We start from the raw sequence: 19,103 nt of genomic DNA, 5'->3' as shown, positions 1-19,103 counted from the left end.
GCGTCAGGTGATTGTTTATTACAAAACCCTGTAACGCTAACCGGTTAGACGCAAACGATCAGTTTACTGCGTCTTTCAGCGCTTTCCCTGCACGGAAGGCCGGAACTTTGGCTGCCGCGATGTTGATCTCTTTACCTGTTTGCGGGTTGCGGCCAGTACGGGCCGAACGCTCACGCACCGTAAAAGAACCGAAACCAACCAGGGCCACGTCATCCCCTTCCTTCAAGGATTCGGTAACAGAAGCAATTACTGCATCTAAAGCACGTCCAGCTGCCGCTTTGGAAATATCAGCACCTGCGGCAATTTTGTCGATCAGTTGTGACTTATTCACTCTATCATCCCCTCTAGAATTCAATCGTCGCACCGAAAAATCCCTACGGTGGCGACAGCGCAGCTGTTATATCAATCCCATCGAACCTTGGCAAGCCACCGAAAGCGTGGCAAAACGCGGGCCGACAGCTGTCTAACTTAGCGGTACAAAAAAAGACTGGCAAGTCCGAAATGACTTGCCAGCATAAGTTTTATCAATGGTTTTTGCTATTCGTCACTATTTTGCCGCTACCGGCAGCGCGCCGAACGCCGGGTTTTGCAACGCAAGGTTCAAAACTTCATCAATTCGCTGCACCGGATGAATATCCAGATCGGCGATAACATTATCCGGGATCTCTTCCAGATCGCGCTTGTTCTCATACGGGATCAGCACGGTTTTGATACCGCCGCGATGCGCCGCCAGCAGTTTTTCTTTCAGACCGCCAATCGGCAATACCAGGCCACGCAGCGTGATCTCGCCGGTCATCGCCACGTCGGCGCGAACCGGGTTGCCCGTCAGGCAGGAAACCAACGCAGTGCACATGGCAATACCGGCGCTTGGGCCATCTTTCGGCGTCGCGCCTTCCGGCACATGCACGTGGATGTCACGCTTCTCGTAAAAATCAGCGTTGATGCCCAGCTTGTCCGCGCGTGCGCGGACCACGGTCAGCGCCGCCTGAATCGATTCCTGCATCACTTCACCCAAAGAACCAGTGTAAGTCAGCTTGCCTTTGCCCGGCACGCAAGCGGTTTCAATGGTCAGCAGATCGCCGCCCACTTCCGTCCATGCCAGACCGGTGACCTGGCCCACGCGGTTTTCGGTGTCCGCACGGCCGTAGTCAACGCGCTGCACGCCCAGGTAATCTTTCAGGTTGTCGCCGTTGATCTCGATATGCTTGATCTTTTTGTCCATCAGCAGCGTTTTCACCGCTTTACGGCACAGCTTGGAGATTTCACGCTCCAGGCTACGCACCCCGGCTTCGCGGGTGTAATAGCGGATAATGCCGGTGATGGCGCTGTCGTCGACCGTCAGCTCACCTTTTTTCAGGGCGTTACGCTCAAGTTGCTTCGGCAACAGGTGCTGCTTGGCGATGTTGAGCTTCTCGTCCTCGGTGTATCCAGACAGGCGGATAACTTCCATACGGTCCAGCAGCGGCGCAGGAATGTTCATCGAGTTCGAGGTGGCAACGAACATCACGTCGGACAGATCGTAATCCACTTCCAGATAATGATCGTTAAACGCCACGTTCTGTTCCGGATCCAGCACCTCAAGCAATGCAGAAGCTGGATCGCCGCGCATGTCGGAAGACATCTTGTCGATCTCGTCCAGCAGGAACAGTGGGTTTTTCACCCCAACCTTGGCCATTTTCTGGATCAGCTTGCCCGGCATCGAACCGATATAGGTACGGCGGTGACCGCGGATTTCCGCTTCGTCACGCACGCCGCCCAGCGCCATACGCACGTACTGGCGGCCGGTCGCTTTGGCGATCGACTGGCCAAGCGAGGTTTTACCCACGCCCGGAGGCCCTACCAGGCACAGGATAGGCCCTTTGATTTTGCTGACGCGGCTCTGTACTGCGAGATACTCAAGAATGCGGTCTTTGACGCGCTCCAGGCCGTAGTGATCGATATCGAGCACTTCCTGCGCCTTGATCAGGTCCTTTTTCACCTTGCTGCGCGCATTCCAGGGTACCTGCAGCATCCAATCGATGTAACCGCGCACCACCGTCGCTTCCGCAGACATCGGTGACATCATTTTCAGCTTTTGCAGCTCCGCTTCGGTTTTTTCACGCGCATCTTTCGGCATTTTCGCCGCTTCAATCTTGCGCTTCAGCGCTTCGTGCTCGTCCGGCGCGTCGTCCATCTCGCCCAGTTCTTTCTGAATCGCTTTCATTTGCTCATTCAGATAGTACTCGCGCTGGCTTTTTTCCATCTGTTTCTTGACGCGGTTACGAATACGTTTCTCAACCTGCAACAGGTCGATTTCCGATTCCATCATCGCCATCAGGTATTCCAAACGCTCGGTGATGTCGAACATCTCGAGTACCGACTGCTTGTCGCTGAGTTTCAGCGGCATGTGCGCGGCGATGGTATCCGCCAGGCGTGCAGCGTCGTCGATGCTGTTCAATGACGTCAGCACCTCCGGTGGAATTTTCTTGTTCAGTTTGATGTAGCCTTCAAACTGATTGATTGCCGTGCGCACCAGGACTTCTTGTTCACGCTCGTCGATCGCCGGTGATTCAAGATATTCTGCCTGGGCGGCAAAATGCTCTCCGCTATCGGAAAGCGTAGTAATGCGTGCCCGCTGCAAGCCTTCCACCAGCACTTTTACCGTGCCGTCCGGCAGTTTCAGCATCTGCAAGATAGACGCGACTGTGCCGACAGAGAACAAATCGTTAATGCCAGGTTCATCCGTTGAGGCCTCTTTCTGTGCCACCAGCATGATCTTTTTATCATGATCCATTGCTGCTTCGAGGCACCGAATTGATTTTTCCCGGCCAACAAATAACGGGATCACCATGTGCGGATAAACCACCACGTCGCGCAAAGGCAAGACGGGGATTTCAATGCGTTCGGAACGCTCAGGGTTCATAGAGCTCTCTCTTAGTTTAGTTTCCGCCAGGTTGAGGGGAATCTCATGAGACGCAAGCATCAAACGTTTCATAAAATCTGGTTAATGAGTATATGGGGATGAATCTCTGACATTCAACGGCCAGAACGCAGGAAAAAGAAATGGGGGATAAAATCCCCCATTTTGGTATTAACTTTCTGGTTTGACTGGCTAATTATTCGCCTGAAGCCTGTGCTTCCGGTTTGCCGTAAATCAACAAAGGCTTGGACTGGCCGGCGATGACCGATTCGTCGATCACCACTTTATCGACGCTGTCCATTGACGGCAGGTCGTACATGGTGTCCAGCAACGCGCCCTCAACGATAGAGCGCAGGCCGCGCGCACCGGTTTTACGCGTCATGGCCTTCTTGGCGATAGCGTTCAGCGCTTCATCACGGAACTCCAACTCCACACCTTCCAGATTGAACAATGCCTGATACTGTTTGGTCAGGGCATTTTTCGGCTCTTTCAGGATCTGAATCAACGCATCTTCGCTCAGTTCGCTCAGCGTCGCGACCACAGGCAGACGGCCGATGAACTCAGGGATCAGGCCAAACTTGATCAGATCTTCCGGTTCGGCCTGCAGCAGCAGTTCACCTTCGGTCGCTTTCTCGGACTCGCCCTTCACGGTCGCGCCGAAGCCGATACCGGAACCGGTATTGACGCGCTGGCCGATCACTTTATCCAGGCCGGCAAAGGCGCCGCCACAGATAAACAGGATTTTCGAGGTATCAACCTGCAGGAATTCCTGCTGCGGGTGCTTGCGGCCACCCTGCGGCGGAACGGCGGCGATGGTGCCTTCGATCAGTTTCAACAGCGCCTGCTGCACGCCCTCGCCCGACACGTCACGGGTAATGGACGGGTTGTCTGACTTACGGGAAATCTTATCGATTTCATCGATATAGACAATACCGCGCTGCGCTTTTTGCACGTCGTAGTCACACTTCTGCAACAGCTTCTGGATAATATTCTCCACGTCCTCACCCACATAACCGGCTTCGGTCAGCGTGGTGGCATCGGCCATGGTGAAAGGCACATCCAGGAAACGCGCCAGCGTTTCCGCCAGCAGGGTTTTACCGCTACCGGTCGGGCCAATCAGCAGAATGTTGCTTTTCCCCAACTCGATACCGTTGCTGCTATCGCCGTTGCGCAGGCGTTTGTAGTGGTTATATACCGCTACTGCCAACACTTTCTTCGCCTGTTCCTGACCGATGACATAGTCATCCAGGTGGTGACGAATCTCATGCGGCGTCGGGAGCGCGCTACGCTCACGATGCGGGGAAACTTCTTTAATCTCTTCGCGAATAATGTCGTTACACAGGTCAACACATTCATCGCAGATATACACTGACGGACCGGCAATCAGCTTACGCACTTCATGCTGGCTTTTGCCGCAGAAAGAGCAATACAGCAGCTTTCCTGAACCGTCTTTGCGCTTATCTGTCATCAGTAAACCTCTTCTTTAGTCTTTTTCCCGCAGGAAAATCACGGCGGCAGTGCGCCCAAAACTCATACCGGGAACGCCGATAATGCTCACCAGAGCGAGCAGCGCCCACTCTGATTACTATAGTCTATCGGCTCGCACATATACCTCGCCAGCCGCGTGGTTCTAGCTGCGGTGCGTCAGAATGCCGTCAACCAGACCGTATTCTACTGCTTCTTCCGCGGTCATAAAGCGATCGCGCTCGGTATCGCGTTCGATCTGCTCCAGCGTCTGGCCGGTATGTTCCGCCATCAACTCGTTCATGCGAGCCTTCACCTTCAGGATTTCACGCGCATGGATTTCGATATCCGTCGCCTGGCCCTGATAGCCGCCAAGCGGCTGGTGAATCATCACGCGCGAATTCGGCAGGCAGAAACGCTTGCCCTTAGCACCGGCGGTCAACAGGAAAGAGCCCATCGAGCACGCCTGGCCCATACAAATGGTGCTGACGTCCGGCTTGATGAACTTCATGGTGTCATAGATTGACATGCCTGCGGTGATCACGCCACCCGGAGAGTTGATGTAGAGGTAAATGTCTTTTTCCGGGCTTTCCGCTTCCAGGAACAGCATCTGCGCCACAATCAGGTTGGCCATGTGATCTTCTACCTGGCCGGTCAGGAAAATAATGCGCTCTTTCAGCAGGCGGGAATAGATGTCGTAAGAACGCTCCCCGCGTGAAGTCTGCTCTACCACCATCGGCACCAGGGCCATGTTAGGTGCAAATTGATCTCGTTCGCCACTGTATGACATTACCGTCTCCTAATAGAAATTGCCTTGGCGGCCAGGGTTACACCCTATTGCACCGATTCTACTTGAGAACGGTCATGATGACTATGCTCAAGCATTCGACCGCGCCACACGTACCCGACGGTTATAATCATCCCGCGCACTCTGGCAAACAGCACATATATATACATTTTACAGATTGGGGCCATTGGCAGCATTTCAAGTCCGGCACAGTATTTTTACCGGCCTGACCGATGCGTCGAGCTAAGGATAATGACCATAATGCCAGACTGCCCCAAGCGCAACAGGGTAAATATAGTGCATATTGGCACGCTTAACCTGAGATTAATCAGCAACGTGGCAAAAAGAAAAGCCCGCAACCGAAGGTTACGGGCTTTTTATCACGCAGGAGCCGGCATGCCGGCCCTGAGGACGCAACAAGTTGCGCCCCTGCGCACAGACATTACGCCTGTTGAGTCTGGTTCATCAGCTCGCTGAAAGTAGTGGCTTTCTCAGTCACTTTCGCTTTCGCCAGCAGAGCTTCAACCGCTTGTTCTTCCAGAGCAACGTTGCGCATATTGTTCATCAGCTCTTTGTTTTTGCTGTAGAACTCAACAACTTCACTTGGATCTTCGTAAGCGGAGGCCATTTCTTCGATCAGGGTCTTGACGCGATCTTCGTCAGCTTTCAGATCGTGAGTGCTGATCACTTCGCCCAGCAGCAGGCCAACAACAACGCGACGTTTTGCCTGCTCTTCGAACAGTTCACGTGGCAGTTCCAGCGCTTGCTTCTCGTTGCCGCCAAAACGTTGTGCAGCCTGACGGCGCAGAACGTCAACTTCGCCGTCGATCAGCGCAGCAGGAACGTCAATGTCGTTAGCGCTAACCAGGCCGTCGATTGCCTGAGTCTTGATACGGTTACGCACTGCGCCTTTCAGCTCGCGCTCCATGTTTTTACGCACTTCAGCACGCAGGCCTTCGATAGAACCATCAGCCACGCCGAAACGCTTGATGAATTCTTCAGTCAGCTCTGGCAGCTCACGCTCTTCCACTTTCTTCAGAACGATAGCGAATTTAGCCGCTTTGCCCTTCAGGTTTTCAGCGTGGTAGTCTTCCGGGAAGTTAACGTCGATGACGAATTCTTCACCGGCTTTATGACCAACCAGGCCTTCTTCGAAGCCTGGGATCATGCGGCCCTGGCCCATGGCCAGTACGAAGTCAGAGGCTTTGCCGCCTTCGAACACTTCGCCGTCGATAGAACCGGTGAAGTCAACGGTTACGCGGTCTTCAGCCTGCGCTGCGCGATCGCTGTCTTTCCAGGTCGCCTGCTGCTTGCGCAGAGTGTCCAGCATGGTGTCAACGTCAGCATCGTTAACGTCAACCACTGGTTTCTCAACTTCGATCGCATCCAGGCCTTTCAGCTCAACTTCAGGATACACTTCGAATTCAACCGCGAAAGTGAAGTCTTCACCTTCTTTATACTCGCCCGGCACGTAGTTTGGTGCGCCAGCCGGGTTAATCTTTTCTTTGATGATCGCGTCAACAAAGCTGCGTTGCATCGCTTCGCCCAGCACGTCCTGGCGAACGGAGGCGCCATAACGCTGCTCAACGATGTTCATCGGCACATGGCCTTTGCGGAAACCGTCGATACGAACGCTTTTCGCTGCTTTGATCAGCTCTTTTTTAACAGCCTGATTAATAGTATCAGCGGGTACAGTAATAGAGAGACGGCGCCCAAGGCCTTGAGTGGTTTCTACAGAAACTTGCATCTTGTTACCTCAAAAAAATCACAGTGCTCGGTCAACTCCGTTCCAAGAACCAGGACGGCTACATTACAGAACCGAATTCCCTGATGACTGAAGCGTCCCGAAACCATTCCGGAAAAATAAGACGCGACATTATAGCGGCGCAAGCGAAGCGAGTCGAGGAAAGCAAGGCGGCACCGGCGCGCTAAAACTCACACTTTTGCCGATTTGATCGCCAAAAGACTGCCGAAACCGACCAGGCCTTAGCTGCATTGCGCATCGGCTGTGTCGTCGTCAAAAACAGAAACGGCCCGCAGGCCGTCCCAAAATTCGTCAGTAGTAATACCCTAATTCGTGGTTAAAGTTCCACTGATACTGCAAATTTACCCGTCAGGCCAACGTACCGGCCCCGCGACAAGGGGGGGAAGCCGGCACCGTATCCTGCAGCCCTTCCCACTCTTTCAGCGTGTATGTATGCAACGCCAGGGCGTGTACGCCATCGGCCAACTCATCCGACAGCACGCCGTAAATCGAACGGTGACGCGTCAGGAAACGTTCTCCGACAAAGCGATCGCTGACCAACACCACCTTAAAATGGCTTTCTGAACCCGCCGGAACGTTATGACGATAGCTTTCATCAACGACTTCCAGATACGCGGGCTCAAATGCCGCCCTTAACTTTGCTTCTATTTGCTCGCGAATCATAGGATCTCCTTACTACACCGGCAGAGGACCGTGCCCATCTATTTCAATATTAGCCGGTTTCGCCCCTTTTAGACTATTCATCACGTAAATTTCTCTTCGCCGCCCGCCAAAAATCGCCAACATCCGCTATCGCTTGAGGTTTATCTGATTGAGACGGTCAAAAAAGCATGTTTTTATCAACGGCAGGTAAAAATTTGTCACTCCGGTGCGTTCTGCACTTCCCCCGGCCGGCGGCGATGCTATGATGTCGACAATTCGTTGTTGGCTATCCCGCTCTGATTATTACAGAAAGTTTACTCAAACCGGCCTCTCTATCATCAGCAGTTTGAGTCGGCTTAAAATCCATCGAGAATGAGACAGTAACTATGTTAAAAAAACTTTGCCTTCCACTGTTGGCCGCTCTGATGCTGGCCGGTTGTGCTACCAGCAGCAACACCCTGAACGTAACGCCCAAGATCGTACTGCCGCAGCAGGATCCAACGCTGCAAGGCGTAACTGTCAGCATTAACGGTGCAGATCAGCGCCAGGACCAGGCGCTGGCGAAAGTGAATCGCGACGGCCAGCTCGTTACCCTTACGCCATCGCGCGATCTACGCTTCCTGCTGCAAGAAGTGCTGGAGAAACAAATGGGCGCGCGCGGTTACATGATCGGCGCCGATGGCGCGGTTGATCTGCAAATCGTGGTGAACAACCTGTATGCGGACGTATCCGAAGGCAACCTGCGCTACAACATCACCACCAAGGCCGATATTTCGATCACCGCTCAAGCGAAAAACGGCAACAAGCAGGTGAAAAACTACCGCTCCACTTATAACGTGCAGGGTGCTTTCACCGCGACCAACGAGAAAATCACCAACGCGGTTAACACCGTATTGGGCGACGTTATTGCCGATATGGCGCAAGACACCAGCGTCAACGACTTCATCAAGCAGAACGCGCGTTAATCCGCGAATACTTTGTGCCGCCTGAGCCATCGGGCGGCACAGACAGGGAAATCATGTCGAAACAGTATCTGAATATCTTCACCCAGCGTAACTCCGCCATTCTCCTGCTGCTGGGCTTTGCCTCGGGTTTGCCGCTGGCGCTGACCTCCGGCACGTTGCAAGCCTGGATGACCGTCGAAAACATCGATCTGAAAACCATCGGTATTTTTTCACTGGTCGGTCAAGCCTATGTATTCAAATTTCTGTGGTCTCCCTTCATGGACCGCTACACCCCGCCATTCCTTGGCCGGCGTCGTGGCTGGCTGCTGATCAGTCAGTTGCTGCTGGTGGTGTCGATTGTGGCCATGGGCTTCATGCAGCCGGCGCAACATCTGTGGTGGCTGGCGGCGTTGGCGGTGCTGGTGGCGTTCTGTTCCGCCTCGCAGGATATTGTTTTCGATGCGTATAAAACCGACCTGCTAAACGCCGAAGAACGCGGCGCGGGGGCGGCGATCTCCGTTCTCGGCTACCGGCTGGCGATGCTGGTTTCCGGCGGCTTGGCGCTGTGGCTGGCGGATCGTTATTTAGGTTGGCAATCAACCTATTGGCTGATGGCCGGGCTGATGCTGATTGGTATCGTCGCCACCCTGCTGGCGCCAGAGCCGGACGATGGCATTCCGGCACCGCGCTCCATGGAGCAGGCGGTCGTCGCCCCGCTGCGCGATTTCTTTGCACGGAACAATGCCTGGCTGATTTTGCTGCTGATAGTCATGTACAAGATGGGCGACGCCTTTGCCGGCAGCCTGAGCACTACGTTCCTGATCCGCGGCGTGGGCTTTGACGCCGGGGAGGTCGGGCTGGTCAACAAGACTCTCGGCCTGTTCGCCACCATCGTCGGCGCGCTGTTTGGCGGTGTGCTGATGCAACGCCTTAGTCTGTTTCGCGCTCTGATGCTGTTCGGGATTCTCCAGGCGGTGTCCAATCTCGGTTACTGGATCCTGGCGGTCACCGACAAGAACATCATGACGATGGGCAGCGCCATCTTCCTGGAAAACCTGTGCGGCGGCATGGGCACTGCGGCCTTCGTCGCGCTGCTGATGACGTTGTGCAACAAGTCGTTTTCCGCCACCCAATTCGCCCTGTTGTCGGCGCTGTCCGCCGTCGGCCGCGTCTATGTTGGCCCGATTGCCGGTTGGTTCGTTGAGGCGCACGGCTGGCCGCTGTTTTATTTATTCTCGATCGCCGCCGCCCTGCCAGGCCTGCTGCTGTTGCGCCTGTGCCGTCAAACGCTGGAATATACCCAGCGTACCGACAACTTCATGCCACGTACCGAGTTCCGTCAACTTTACCGCTGGGCACTGCGTCTGTTGACTTTGGGCTGCTCGCTGCTGGGGGTCTGGCTGATTCTGTTGATTACCAACGCGCTCGACTGGAGTGCCTTGCCGAACCTGGCCGACCTCCTGCTGCAAACTGGCGCCGCACTGAGCCTGGTGGGCATCGCGATGGGCAGCCTGCTTGACTACCTGGCGCTGCGCCGCACCAAGCTGGCCTGATATTGCCGGCCGGTACATAGCACCGGTCGGCAAAAATGCATCAACGTGATGAGTTTATTTTTCTTAAAAAAACATAATTGCCGTTAAAATTATTTTTTTATCCGAGCAAAACGCTCGGAAATAAAATTACCGTCACTTTAAATACACAATTATTTTACATTATATAAACCTTTCCTTCGTATTTAAAATACGGCAGGTTAATGTGCCAAAATCAGCATACCGTTAGTTTTCCTTAACATAGAGCCTGCCCGGCACGATTCAGCTCGCCAACGCGTTGTTGCCATTGGTAAATTGTCACGTAAGGTTACATCTGTGACCCCCTTAACAGAAAGTGTCAACAAGGCGCTGACACTCCCTTAAGCATGTTTACAGTACTGCAACCTTCCCGTAAAATGCCCGCACACATGAAACGACAATAGAGCCTTTGTAATTGAGGTCGTTAGATGAGACTTAAGAAATACAATAAAAGTATTGGGATGATGTCATTAATTGCATCTACTGTAATGCTCAGTGGTTGCAATATGGTATTGATGAACCCCAAAGGAGCAATTGGTGTTGAGCAACGGACACTGATTATCACTGCAATCGCGCTGATGTTGATCGTGGTGATACCGGTTATCTTTATGGCGTTCGCTTTTGCCTGGAAGTACCGTGCTTCCAACAAAGACGCCAAGTACAGTCCGAACTGGTCACATTCCAACAAGATCGAAGCGGTCGTCTGGACCATTCCTATCATTATCATCGCCATCCTTGGCACCATTACCTGGAAGACTACCCACGAACTTGATCCGTTCAAGCCGATTGTCACTGACAAGAAGCCGATGACGATCGAAGTGGTGTCGCTCGACTGGAAATGGTTGTTTATCTATCCGGAACAAGGCATCGCAACCGTTAATGAATTGGCTTTCCCGAAAGATGTTCCAGTCGAATTCAAGATCACCTCTAACTCGGTAATGAACTCGTTCTTTATTCCTCAGTTAGGTGGGCAGATTTATGCGATGGCCGGGATGCAGACCAAACTGCACCTGATCGGCAACGAAGCAGGCAAATACGACGGTATTTCCAGCAGCTTCAGCGGTCGCGGGTTCTCCGGCATGAAATTCACCGCTATTGTCACCCCAACCGAAGGCGACTTCGATCAGTGGGTTGCCAAGGTGAAAGCGTCGTCGAATAACCTTAACGCCACCAGCGACTTTAACAAACTGGCAGAGCCGAGTGAAAACAACCCGGTCGAGTACTTCTCCAGTGTCAAACCGAATTTGTTCAAAGAAACTATTGGCAAATTCATGGGTGACATGAACATGCACAAAGGCGCTACTGCGCATGAAGGCATGGACATGAGCCAGGGTATGGACATGAGTGAGCATGCTCACGCCGGAGCCGAGGAATAATCTGATGTTGGGAAAATTAACACTTGATGCGGTTCCGTACCACGAACCGATCATCATGATCACCGTTGCTGCAATTGTTATCGGGGGCCTGGCTCTGCTGGCTCTGATAACCTATTTCGGCAAATGGAAATGGCTGTGGAGCGATTGGCTGACTTCGGTCGACCACAAAAAAATTGGTATCATGTACATCATCGTGGCAATGGTTATGTTGCTGCGTGGTTTCGCCGATGCCATCATGATGCGTAGCCAGCAGGCGCTTGCGTCCGCCGGCGAGGCCGGGTTCCTGCCGCCGCACCACTACGACCAAATCTTTACCGCTCACGGCGTAATCATGATCTTCTTCATGGCGATGCCTTTCGTGGTTGGTCTGATGAACGTTGTGGTTCCGTTGCAAATCGGCGCCCGTGACGTTGCCTTCCCGTTCCTGAACTCCCTGAGCTTCTGGTTCTTCGTGGTGGGCGTAGTGCTGATCAACATCTCTCTGGGGGTTGGTGAGTTCGCGCAGACCGGTTGGCTGGCTTATCCGCCGCTGTCGGGCAAGGAATACAGTCCTGGCGTCGGGGTCGATTACTGGATCTGGAGTCTGCAGATTTCCGGTCTGGGTACCCTGTTGACCGGTGTGAACTTCTTCGCCACCATCATGAAGATGCGTGCCCCTGGCATGCCTCTGATGAAGATGCCGGTGTTCACCTGGGCGGCGCTGTGTACTAACGTCCTGATCATCGTTTCTTTCCCAATTCTGACCGTCACCATCGCGTTGCTGACCCTGGATCGCTATCTGGGCACCCATTTCTTTACCAATGATATGGGCGGCAACATGATGATGTACATCAACCTGATTTGGGCCTGGGGTCACCCAGAGGTGTATATTCTGGTACTGCCGGTGTTCGGTGTGTTCTCCGAAGTGACCGCGACCTTCTCCAGAAAACGCCTGTTCGGCTATACCTCACTGGTATGGGCAACCATCGCGATTACCGTTCTGTCGTTCATCGTATGGCTGCACCACTTCTTTACCATGGGGTCCGGCGCGAACGTCAATGCCTTCTTCGGTATCGCCACCATGATCATTTCCATCCCTACCGGGGTGAAAATCTTCAACTGGCTGTTCACCATGTACCAGGGCCGCATTCAGTTCAACTCGGCAATGCTGTGGACCATCGGCTTCATCATCACCTTCTCTGTGGGTGGGATGACCGGCGTGCTGCTGGCCGTTCCGGGCGCGAACTTCGTGCTGCACAACAGTCTGTTCCTGATTGCCCACTTCCATAACGTTATCATCGGTGGTGTGGTGTTCGGTTGCTTCGCAGGCCTGACTTACTGGTTCCCTAAATCCTTCGGCTTCACGCTGAACGAAAAATGGGGCATCCGCGCGTTCTGGTTCTGGATCATCGGTTTCTTCGTGGCCTTTATGCCGCTGTATGCTCTGGGCTTTATGGGTATGACTCGTCGTATCAGCCAGAACATCAACCCTGAGTTCCACCCACTGCTGCTGGTAGCGGCTGGCGGTGCAGCGCTGATCGCCTGCGGTATTCTGTGCCAGCTGATCCAGATCTTCGTCAGCGTGCGTGACCGCGAGCAGAACCGCGATCTGACCGGTGACCCATGGGGCGCTCGTACGTTGGAGTGGTCTACCTCGTCTCCACCGCCGTTCTATAACTTTGCCGTAGTGCCGCAGATTCATGACCGTGATGAATTCTGGGACATGAAAGAAAAAGGCGAAGCCTATAAGAAACCGGCTAAGTATGAACCGATTCATATGCCGAAAAATACCGGCGCCGGTGTGATTATCGCTGGCTTCAGCCTGGTATTCGGTTTCGCGATGATCTGGGACATCTGGTGGATGGCGATCGCTGCCTTCGTAGGTATGATCGTGACCTGGATTGCCAAGAGCTTCGATGAAGATGTTGATTACTATGTGCAGGTTGATGAAATCGAGCGCATTGAGAACCAACACTATGAACAAATCAGCAAAGCAGGCGTGAAACATGTCAACTGATACTCTGACTAACCATAACGCAGCCCATGCAGAGCATGGGCACCATGACGCAGGCGAGACCAAAGTCTTCGGATTCTGGATCTACCTGATGAGCGACTGTATTTTGTTTGCGAGCTTGTTCGCGACTTATGCAGTACTGGTGAACGGGACCGCCGGCGGTCCCTCTGGCAAAGACATCTTCGATCTGAAGTTTGTCCTGGTTGAAACCTTCCTGCTGTTGTTCAGCTCCATCACCTACGGTATGGCGATGATCGGCATGAACAAAGGCAAGGTTGGCAGCGTTAATACCTGGCTGTTCCTGACCTTCCTGTTCGGTCTGGGCTTCGTAGCGATGGAAATCTATGAGTTCCATCATTTGATCGCCGAAGGCTTCGGCCCGGATCGCAGCGCGTTCCTGTCCGGCTTCTTCGCGCTGGTTGCTACTCACGGTCTGCACGTGTCTACCGGTCTGGTTTGGATCATCATCATGATGATTCAGGTGAGCAAGCGTGGCCTGACTTCAACCAACAAAACCCGTCTGATGTGTCTGAGCCTGTTCTGGCACTTCCTCGACGTGGTCTGGATCTGCGTATTTACCGTTGTTTACCTGCTGGGGGTTATGTCATGAGCCATTCATCCCATGAAACTTCTCACGGCGGCGCAAGCCACGGTAGCGTTAAGTCATATCTGATCGGCTTTATCCTGTCGATCATCCTGACGGTGATTCCATTTGCGATGGTGATGAGCGGCACAGCCTCTCACTCAACCATCCTGGCGGTTGTAGTTGGCATGGCAGTCATTCAGGTGATTGTTCACCTGATTTACTTCCTGCACATGAATACCTCATCGGAAGAGCGCTGGAACCTGGTGGCATTGCTGTTCACCGCTATGATCATCGGTATCGTTGTTGTGGGTTCACTCTGGATTATGTACAACCTCAACATCAATATGATGGTCAGTTAAAGAGCCGAGCTGCACGTGATGATTAAGCAATACCTGCAAGTAACTAAACCAGGAATTATTTTCGGCAATTTAATTTCTGTCGTAGGGGGATTTCTGCTCGCTTCCAAAGGAAGCATCGATTATCCCCTGTTTCTCGCCACCCTGGTGGGTGTCTCGTTGGTTGTCGCTTCGGGCTGTGTGTTTAACAACTACATTGACCGCGACATCGACAAGAAAATGGAGAGAACGAAGAACCGGGTGCTGGTGAAAGGCCTGATCGCGCCGAGTGTGACCCTGGTTTATGCTACCGTTTTGGGTATTGCGGGCTTTGTGTTGCTGTATATCGGCGCCAACCCGCTGGCCATGTGGCTGGCGGTGATGGGCTTCGTGGTTTATGTCGGCGTTTATAGCCTGTACATGAAACGCCACTCGGTATACGGCACGCTGATCGGCAGCCTGTCGGGCGCTGCGCCACCGGTTATCGGTTATTGCGCGGTGACCAACGAGTTTGATGCCGGTGCGTTGATCCTGCTTGCTATCTTTAGCCTGTGGCAGATGCCGCATTCCTACGCGATTGCCATCTTCCGCTTTAAAGATTACCAGGCGGCCAACATTCCGGTTCTGCCGGTGGTCAAAGGCATTTCCGTGGCGAAGAACCACATCACGGTCTACATCTTGGCGTTTATGATTGCTACGCTGATGCTGACCCTGAGCGGCTACGCCGGCTACAAATACCTGATCGTCGCTGCGGCGGTAAGCGTATGGTGGCTGGGTATGGCGCTGCGTGGTTACAAAACAGAAAATGACAGCATCTGGGCGCGCAAGCTGTTTGTGTTCTCCATTGTTGCCATCACTTCGCTGAGCGTAATGATGTCTATCGACTTCAGCGCAACGGCATCGCCAGAAACGCTGATGACTTACGTCTGGTAAGCCAAATCGTCTGTGAATGGGCCGCTTAGCGGCCCATTTTATTTGTCTCGCCGAAAAGCCGCCGAACTGTAATATCTGTTAAACAACATTCGATTTACCCCCCCTGCCCTTCACACTAAAATGACGCAGCTTTTCAGAAGCTATCCCACCAGGCGTTATCGCCGATAACCTGCTGGAATGGCTTTTAATGAGGTTTTAATGAACGACAATGCAATGACCCCGCAGGAACGACGGGCGACCTGGGGATTAGGAACGGTATTTTCACTGCGCATGCTTGGCATGTTTATGGTGCTGCCGGTACTGACCACCTACGGTATGGCGTTGAACGGCGCCAGCGAAACGCTGATCGGTATCGCCATCGGCATTTACGGCCTGGCACAAGCGGTGTTTCAGATCCCCTTCGGCCTGATTTCCGATCGCATCGGCCGCAAACCGCTGATCGTCGGAGGGCTATTGATCTTTGCGCTGGGCAGCGTGATTGCCGCCGTCACCGACTCCATTTGGGGCGTGATCCTCGGCCGAGCATTGCAGGGCTCCGGCGCTATCGCGGCGGCAGTGATGGCGTTGCTGTCAGATCTGACCCGCGAGCAGAACCGCACCAAGGCGATGGCGTTTATCGGCGTCAGCTTCGGCATCACCTTTGCCATTGCCATGGTGGTCGGCCCGATCGTCACCCACGCTTTCGGCCTGCATGCGCTATTTTGGATGATTGCCGTGCTGGCCTTGGCCGGTATCGTGATTACCCTGGCGGTGGTGCCGTCCGCAGACAGCCATGTGCTGAACCGAGAATCGAGCATCGTGCGCGGCAGCTTCAGCAAGGTGTTGAGCAACTCCCGCCTGCTGAAGCTGAATTTCGGCATCATGTGTCTGCATATTCTGCTGATGTCCAGCTTCGTGGCGCTGCCGCTGGCGATGGAAAAAGCCGGTTTGGCGCCGAGCCGGCATTGGATCGTCTATTTGGTCACCATGCTGGTTTCTTTTGCCGCCGTGGTGCCCTTTATCATTTATGCCGAAATGAAACGCCGCATGAAGCAAGTGTTTATGGGCTGCGTGGCGGTTCTGTTCTGTGCCGAAGTGCTGTTGTGGCTGTCCGGTGCCCATCTGTGGGGCATCATTGCCGGCGTGCAGTTGTTCTTCATGGCGTTTAACGTGATGGAAGCGATTCTGCCTTCGTTGATCAGCAAAGAATCGCCGGCCGGTTACAAAGGTACCGCTATGGGGGTTTACTCCACCAGCCAGTTTATCGGCGTGGCGATTGGCGGCAGCTTGGGCGGCCTGTTGTATGGCCTGCAGGGCGCCGGCTTGGTGTTTATCGCCGGTGCGGTTATCGCCGCCGTTTGGTTCCTGGTCAGCAGCACCATGCAAGAACCGCCGTACGTCAGCAGCCTGCGCATTACGCTGTCGGAACTGGCGGTGAAGGATTCTGAGTTGGAAAGCCGTCTGAAGGCCCAGCCTGGCGTGGCGGAAGCGATAGTAGTGCCCGAAGAGCGCAGCGCCTACGTGAAGGTCGATACCAAACAGACCAACCGCGGTCAGTTGGAAGCTCTGGTAAATTCGCTGTAGCTGTCGTAATAGAAAGGGCCAGCTTGCTGGCCCTCGGTAATAGCTTCGCGGAAAAGTTAATCGCGGAAGTTCTTGAACTGGAACGGTTGCCCCAGATCGGCACCGCGCACCAGCGCCATCACCCCTTGCAGATCGTCGCGTGACTTGCCGGTAACGCGGACTTCATCACCCTGAATTTGTGCCTGCACCTTCAGCTTGCTGTCTTTGATCAGCTTGACGATTTTCTTCGCCTGCGTGGTTTCAATCCCCTGTTTCAGCTTGGCTTCCACGCTGTAGGTTTTGCCGCTGTGGGTCATTTCGTCCGGGATCTCCAGCGCGCCGCCATCGATACTGCGCTTGCTCAGTTTCTCACGCAGAATATCGAGCAGTTGCTGCACCTGGAAATCAGACTCGCTGGCGACTTTGATGCTTTCATCTTTTTCGTTCAGCTCAAAACTGGCCGGCACGTTGCGGAAATCCCAACGAGTGCCGAGATCGCGTGTGGCGTTCTCAACGGCGTTACGCACTTCCTGCATATCAATTTCGGAAACAATGTCGAAAGATGGCATACTTCTTCCTCCTGAATTAGAGCCTAATGCGATAGGCGATTTCGATGCCGAGCATGATAACCGCTTTAGCGCCTCAGGCAAAATCTGCTGAACCTACCGGCAGATATCTCGCCGGATAGCAGAAAAGTCTATAATTATACGACAGTAATTGAGCGGTATTCCCGTTACCCCAAGGAGACTGAATGAAAATAACTATTCTTGGTTGCGGTGCGCTCGGACAACTGTGGCTCTCCAGGCTTTATCAGCAGGGCCACGACGTACAAGGATGGCTGCGGGTACCGCAACCCTTCTGCGCAGTGAACGTGATTGAGCCCGAGGGCACCTCGTTCAACCGTAATTTGCCCACCAACGATCCCGAACATCTGGCCCAAAGCGAACTGTTGCTGGTCACGCTGAAAGCCTGGCAGGTTTCCAGCGCCGTCAGCGCGCTGCTGCCCAGGTTGAACCCGCGTTGCGCCATACTGCTGCTGCATAACGGCATGGGCACCCAGGATGAACTGCCGGCAAGCAGCCAGCCCATATTGCAGGGCACCACGACCCACGCGGCAAGGCGCGAAGGCAGCACCATTATCCATGTTGCCGGCGGCACCACCCATATCGGCCCGACATCGCCGGCGGCGATACATCTCAGCCATCTGGCGGAAATGTTGCATCAGGCTTTGCCCGATGTGGCCTGGCACAACAACATTGCGTCGGCAAACTGGCGCAAGCTGGCGGTCAACTGCGTAATTAACCCCCTTACGGCGTTGTATGACTGCCGTAATGGCGAATTGCAGCGTTACCCGGAGCAAATCGAAACCCTGTGCCGCGAAGTCTCTGGCGTGATGGAAATGGAAGGCTACCACACCTCATGCGAAGGGCTGCGGCAATACGTGATGGAAGTGATTCAGAGCACCGCAGATAACATCTCTTCGATGCTGCAGGATGTCCGCACCCAGCGTCATACCGAGATCGACTACATTACCGGCTATCTGCTGCGCCGCGCGCGCAGCCACGGCATGATTCTGCCGGAGAATGCGCGGTTGTTTGAACTGATTAAGCGAAAGGAAAATGAATATGAGCGTATCGGCGCTGGTCTGCCTGGCACCTGGTAGCGAAGAAACCGAAGCCGTCACTACCATCGATCTTCTGGTACGAGCGGGCGTGAAAGTCACTACTGCCAGCGTGGCCGGCGACGGTGACCTGACTATCGTCTGCTCGCGCGGCGTAAAGCTGCTGGCGGACGCGCCGCTGGTGTCGATTGTGGACGATCCCTTCGATGCCATCGTGCTGCCCGGCGGCCTGAAAGGCGCCGAGTGTTTTCGCGACAGCCCGCTGTTGGTAGAGAAAGTGCGTCAGATGCATCTGCAGGGCAACATCGTCGCCGCTATCTGTGCAGCGCCGGCCCTGGTGCTGCAACACCACGATCTGTTCCCCATCGGCAATATGACCGGCTTCCCCGGATTGAAAGATCAGATCCCGGCAGACAAATGGATGGAGCGGCGCGTGGTATACGATGCGCGCGTCAACCTGCTCACCAGCCAGGGGCCGGGAACGTCGATGGAGTTTGCGCTGAAGCTGATAGATCTGCTGCTTGGCAAGGCCAAAGCGGCGGAGATCGCCGCGCAGCTGGTGCTGATCCCGGGGATGTACGATTATCGCGATAGTGAAGAAAACTGAGTTAACGTTCTGAAATACGGGGCGCAAGCCCGCGCCCCGCA

General features: G+C 54.1%; 17 protein-coding genes. 10 read left to right on the top strand and 7 right to left on the bottom strand.

What is annotated here, in order from left to right:
- Positions 1-58: 58 nt before the first annotated feature.
- The 6 genes from hupB to bolA form a co-directional block, all read right to left on the bottom strand.
- Complete coding sequence (gene hupB, locus ACTJJ1_RS14585; protein ID WP_006323936.1) at positions 59-331, bottom strand: nucleoid-associated protein HU-beta; 273 nt, start codon at positions 329-331, stop codon at positions 59-61.
- A 216-nt stretch (positions 332-547) separates the two neighbouring features.
- Positions 548-2,902 carry an endopeptidase La gene (gene lon / locus ACTJJ1_RS14580; RefSeq protein ID WP_006323935.1) on the bottom strand — a complete coding sequence of 785 codons (2,355 nt, stop codon included), beginning with the start codon at positions 2,900-2,902 and terminating at the stop codon, positions 548-550.
- A 193-nt stretch (positions 2,903-3,095) separates the two neighbouring features.
- Complete coding sequence (gene clpX / locus ACTJJ1_RS14575; RefSeq protein WP_004949303.1) at positions 3,096-4,367, bottom strand: ATP-dependent protease ATP-binding subunit ClpX; 1,272 nt, start codon at positions 4,365-4,367, stop codon at positions 3,096-3,098.
- 162 nt (positions 4,368-4,529) lie between these two features.
- Positions 4,530-5,153: an ATP-dependent Clp endopeptidase proteolytic subunit ClpP gene (gene clpP, locus ACTJJ1_RS14570; protein ID WP_004949301.1), complete on the bottom strand. Its 624-nt coding sequence runs from the start codon at positions 5,151-5,153 to the stop codon at positions 4,530-4,532.
- A 439-nt stretch (positions 5,154-5,592) separates the two neighbouring features.
- A complete protein-coding gene (tig, locus tag ACTJJ1_RS14565; RefSeq protein ID WP_004949299.1) occupies positions 5,593-6,897 on the bottom strand; it encodes a trigger factor in 1,305 nt (434 codons plus the stop codon).
- Positions 6,898-7,263: 366 nt separating this feature from the next.
- Entirely contained in the window at positions 7,264-7,578 is a 315-nt protein-coding gene (bolA, locus tag ACTJJ1_RS14560; RefSeq protein ID WP_004949296.1) for a transcriptional regulator BolA, read from the bottom strand.
- 365 nt (positions 7,579-7,943) lie between these two features.
- Between bolA and ACTJJ1_RS14555 the strand changes: the two genes are divergently transcribed.
- The 8 genes from ACTJJ1_RS14555 to ACTJJ1_RS14520 all read left to right on the top strand — a co-directional run bounded on the left by ACTJJ1_RS14555 (position 7,944) and on the right by ACTJJ1_RS14520 (position 16,855).
- Positions 7,944-8,522 (top strand): lipoprotein, encoded by a 579-nt coding sequence (locus ACTJJ1_RS14555; RefSeq protein ID WP_006323933.1) that lies wholly within the window; start codon positions 7,944-7,946, stop codon positions 8,520-8,522.
- A 53-nt stretch (positions 8,523-8,575) separates the two neighbouring features.
- A complete protein-coding gene (gene ampG, locus ACTJJ1_RS14550; RefSeq protein WP_064798672.1) occupies positions 8,576-10,054 on the top strand; it encodes a muropeptide MFS transporter AmpG in 1,479 nt (492 codons plus the stop codon).
- 443 nt (positions 10,055-10,497) lie between these two features.
- Positions 10,498-11,445 (top strand): cytochrome o ubiquinol oxidase subunit II, encoded by a 948-nt coding sequence (gene cyoA, locus ACTJJ1_RS14545; protein WP_004949290.1) that lies wholly within the window; start codon positions 10,498-10,500, stop codon positions 11,443-11,445.
- A gap of 4 nt (positions 11,446-11,449) precedes the next feature.
- Positions 11,450-13,441, top strand: coding sequence for a cytochrome o ubiquinol oxidase subunit I (gene cyoB / locus ACTJJ1_RS14540; protein WP_004949288.1), 1,992 nt, complete (start codon positions 11,450-11,452; stop codon positions 13,439-13,441).
- On the top strand, positions 13,431-14,048 hold the full coding sequence (locus tag ACTJJ1_RS14535) for a cytochrome o ubiquinol oxidase subunit III (protein WP_006319781.1): 618 nt from the start codon (positions 13,431-13,433) through the stop codon (positions 14,046-14,048). The genes cyoB and ACTJJ1_RS14535 overlap by 11 nt, the downstream gene beginning before the upstream one ends.
- Positions 14,045-14,383 carry a cytochrome o ubiquinol oxidase subunit IV gene (locus ACTJJ1_RS14530; protein WP_004949284.1) on the top strand — a complete coding sequence of 113 codons (339 nt, stop codon included), beginning with the start codon at positions 14,045-14,047 and terminating at the stop codon, positions 14,381-14,383. Before ACTJJ1_RS14535 ends, ACTJJ1_RS14530 begins: the two co-directional genes overlap by 4 nt.
- An 18-nt stretch (positions 14,384-14,401) precedes the next feature.
- A complete protein-coding gene (gene cyoE, locus ACTJJ1_RS14525; protein WP_004949283.1) occupies positions 14,402-15,292 on the top strand; it encodes a heme o synthase in 891 nt (296 codons plus the stop codon).
- Positions 15,293-15,490: 198 nt separating this feature from the next.
- On the top strand, positions 15,491-16,855 hold the full coding sequence (locus ACTJJ1_RS14520) for an MFS transporter (protein WP_004949282.1): 1,365 nt from the start codon (positions 15,491-15,493) through the stop codon (positions 16,853-16,855).
- Positions 16,856-16,911: 56 nt separating this feature from the next.
- Here the strand turns inward: ACTJJ1_RS14520 and ACTJJ1_RS14515 are convergent, their stop codons facing one another.
- Positions 16,912-17,403, bottom strand: a complete 492-nt coding sequence (locus ACTJJ1_RS14515) for a YajQ family cyclic di-GMP-binding protein (RefSeq protein ID WP_004949281.1) — start codon at positions 17,401-17,403, stop codon at positions 16,912-16,914.
- Between the two features lie 182 nt (positions 17,404-17,585).
- On the opposite strand from ACTJJ1_RS14515, the gene panE reads away from it, so the two are divergent.
- A complete protein-coding gene (panE, locus tag ACTJJ1_RS14510) occupies positions 17,586-18,497 on the top strand; it encodes a 2-dehydropantoate 2-reductase (RefSeq protein ID WP_004949280.1) in 912 nt (303 codons plus the stop codon).
- Positions 18,460-19,062 carry a protein deglycase YajL gene (yajL, locus tag ACTJJ1_RS14505; RefSeq protein ID WP_440834207.1) on the top strand — a complete coding sequence of 201 codons (603 nt, stop codon included), beginning with the start codon at positions 18,460-18,462 and terminating at the stop codon, positions 19,060-19,062. The genes panE and yajL overlap by 38 nt, the downstream gene beginning before the upstream one ends.
- The last annotated feature ends 41 nt before the right edge of the window (positions 19,063-19,103 follow it).

Source organism: Serratia sp. 22264, assembly GCF_052045345.1.
Classification (GTDB): domain Bacteria; phylum Pseudomonadota; class Gammaproteobacteria; order Enterobacterales; family Enterobacteriaceae; genus Serratia; species Serratia plymuthica.
The sequence above is the reverse complement of the archived record's forward strand: the minus strand, read 5'-3'. Positions and strand labels throughout refer to the sequence as shown.

Coding starts and splice junctions, on each gene's coding strand:
- lon (WP_006323935.1), bottom strand. CDS start 2,902: ATGAACCCTGAGCGTTCCGAACGCATTGAAATCCCCGTCTTGCCTTTG.
- clpX (WP_004949303.1), bottom strand. CDS start 4,367: ATGACAGATAAGCGCAAAGACGGTTCAGGAAAGCTGCTGTATTGCTCT.
- clpP (WP_004949301.1), bottom strand. CDS start 5,153: ATGTCATACAGTGGCGAACGAGATCAATTTGCACCTAACATGGCCCTG.
- tig (WP_004949299.1), bottom strand. CDS start 6,897: ATGCAAGTTTCTGTAGAAACCACTCAAGGCCTTGGGCGCCGTCTCTCT.
- bolA (WP_004949296.1), bottom strand. CDS start 7,578: ATGATTCGCGAGCAAATAGAAGCAAAGTTAAGGGCGGCATTTGAGCCC.
- ACTJJ1_RS14555 (WP_006323933.1), top strand. CDS start 7,944: ATGTTAAAAAAACTTTGCCTTCCACTGTTGGCCGCTCTGATGCTGGCC.
- ampG (WP_064798672.1), top strand. CDS start 8,576: ATGTCGAAACAGTATCTGAATATCTTCACCCAGCGTAACTCCGCCATT.
- cyoA (WP_004949290.1), top strand. CDS start 10,498: ATGAGACTTAAGAAATACAATAAAAGTATTGGGATGATGTCATTAATT.
- cyoB (WP_004949288.1), top strand. CDS start 11,450: ATGTTGGGAAAATTAACACTTGATGCGGTTCCGTACCACGAACCGATC.
- ACTJJ1_RS14535 (WP_006319781.1), top strand. CDS start 13,431: ATGTCAACTGATACTCTGACTAACCATAACGCAGCCCATGCAGAGCAT.
- ACTJJ1_RS14530 (WP_004949284.1), top strand. CDS start 14,045: ATGAGCCATTCATCCCATGAAACTTCTCACGGCGGCGCAAGCCACGGT.
- cyoE (WP_004949283.1), top strand. CDS start 14,402: ATGATTAAGCAATACCTGCAAGTAACTAAACCAGGAATTATTTTCGGC.
- ACTJJ1_RS14520 (WP_004949282.1), top strand. CDS start 15,491: ATGAACGACAATGCAATGACCCCGCAGGAACGACGGGCGACCTGGGGA.
- ACTJJ1_RS14515 (WP_004949281.1), bottom strand. CDS start 17,403: ATGCCATCTTTCGACATTGTTTCCGAAATTGATATGCAGGAAGTGCGT.
- panE (WP_004949280.1), top strand. CDS start 17,586: ATGAAAATAACTATTCTTGGTTGCGGTGCGCTCGGACAACTGTGGCTC.
- yajL (WP_440834207.1), top strand. CDS start 18,460: ATGAGCGTATCGGCGCTGGTCTGCCTGGCACCTGGTAGCGAAGAAACC.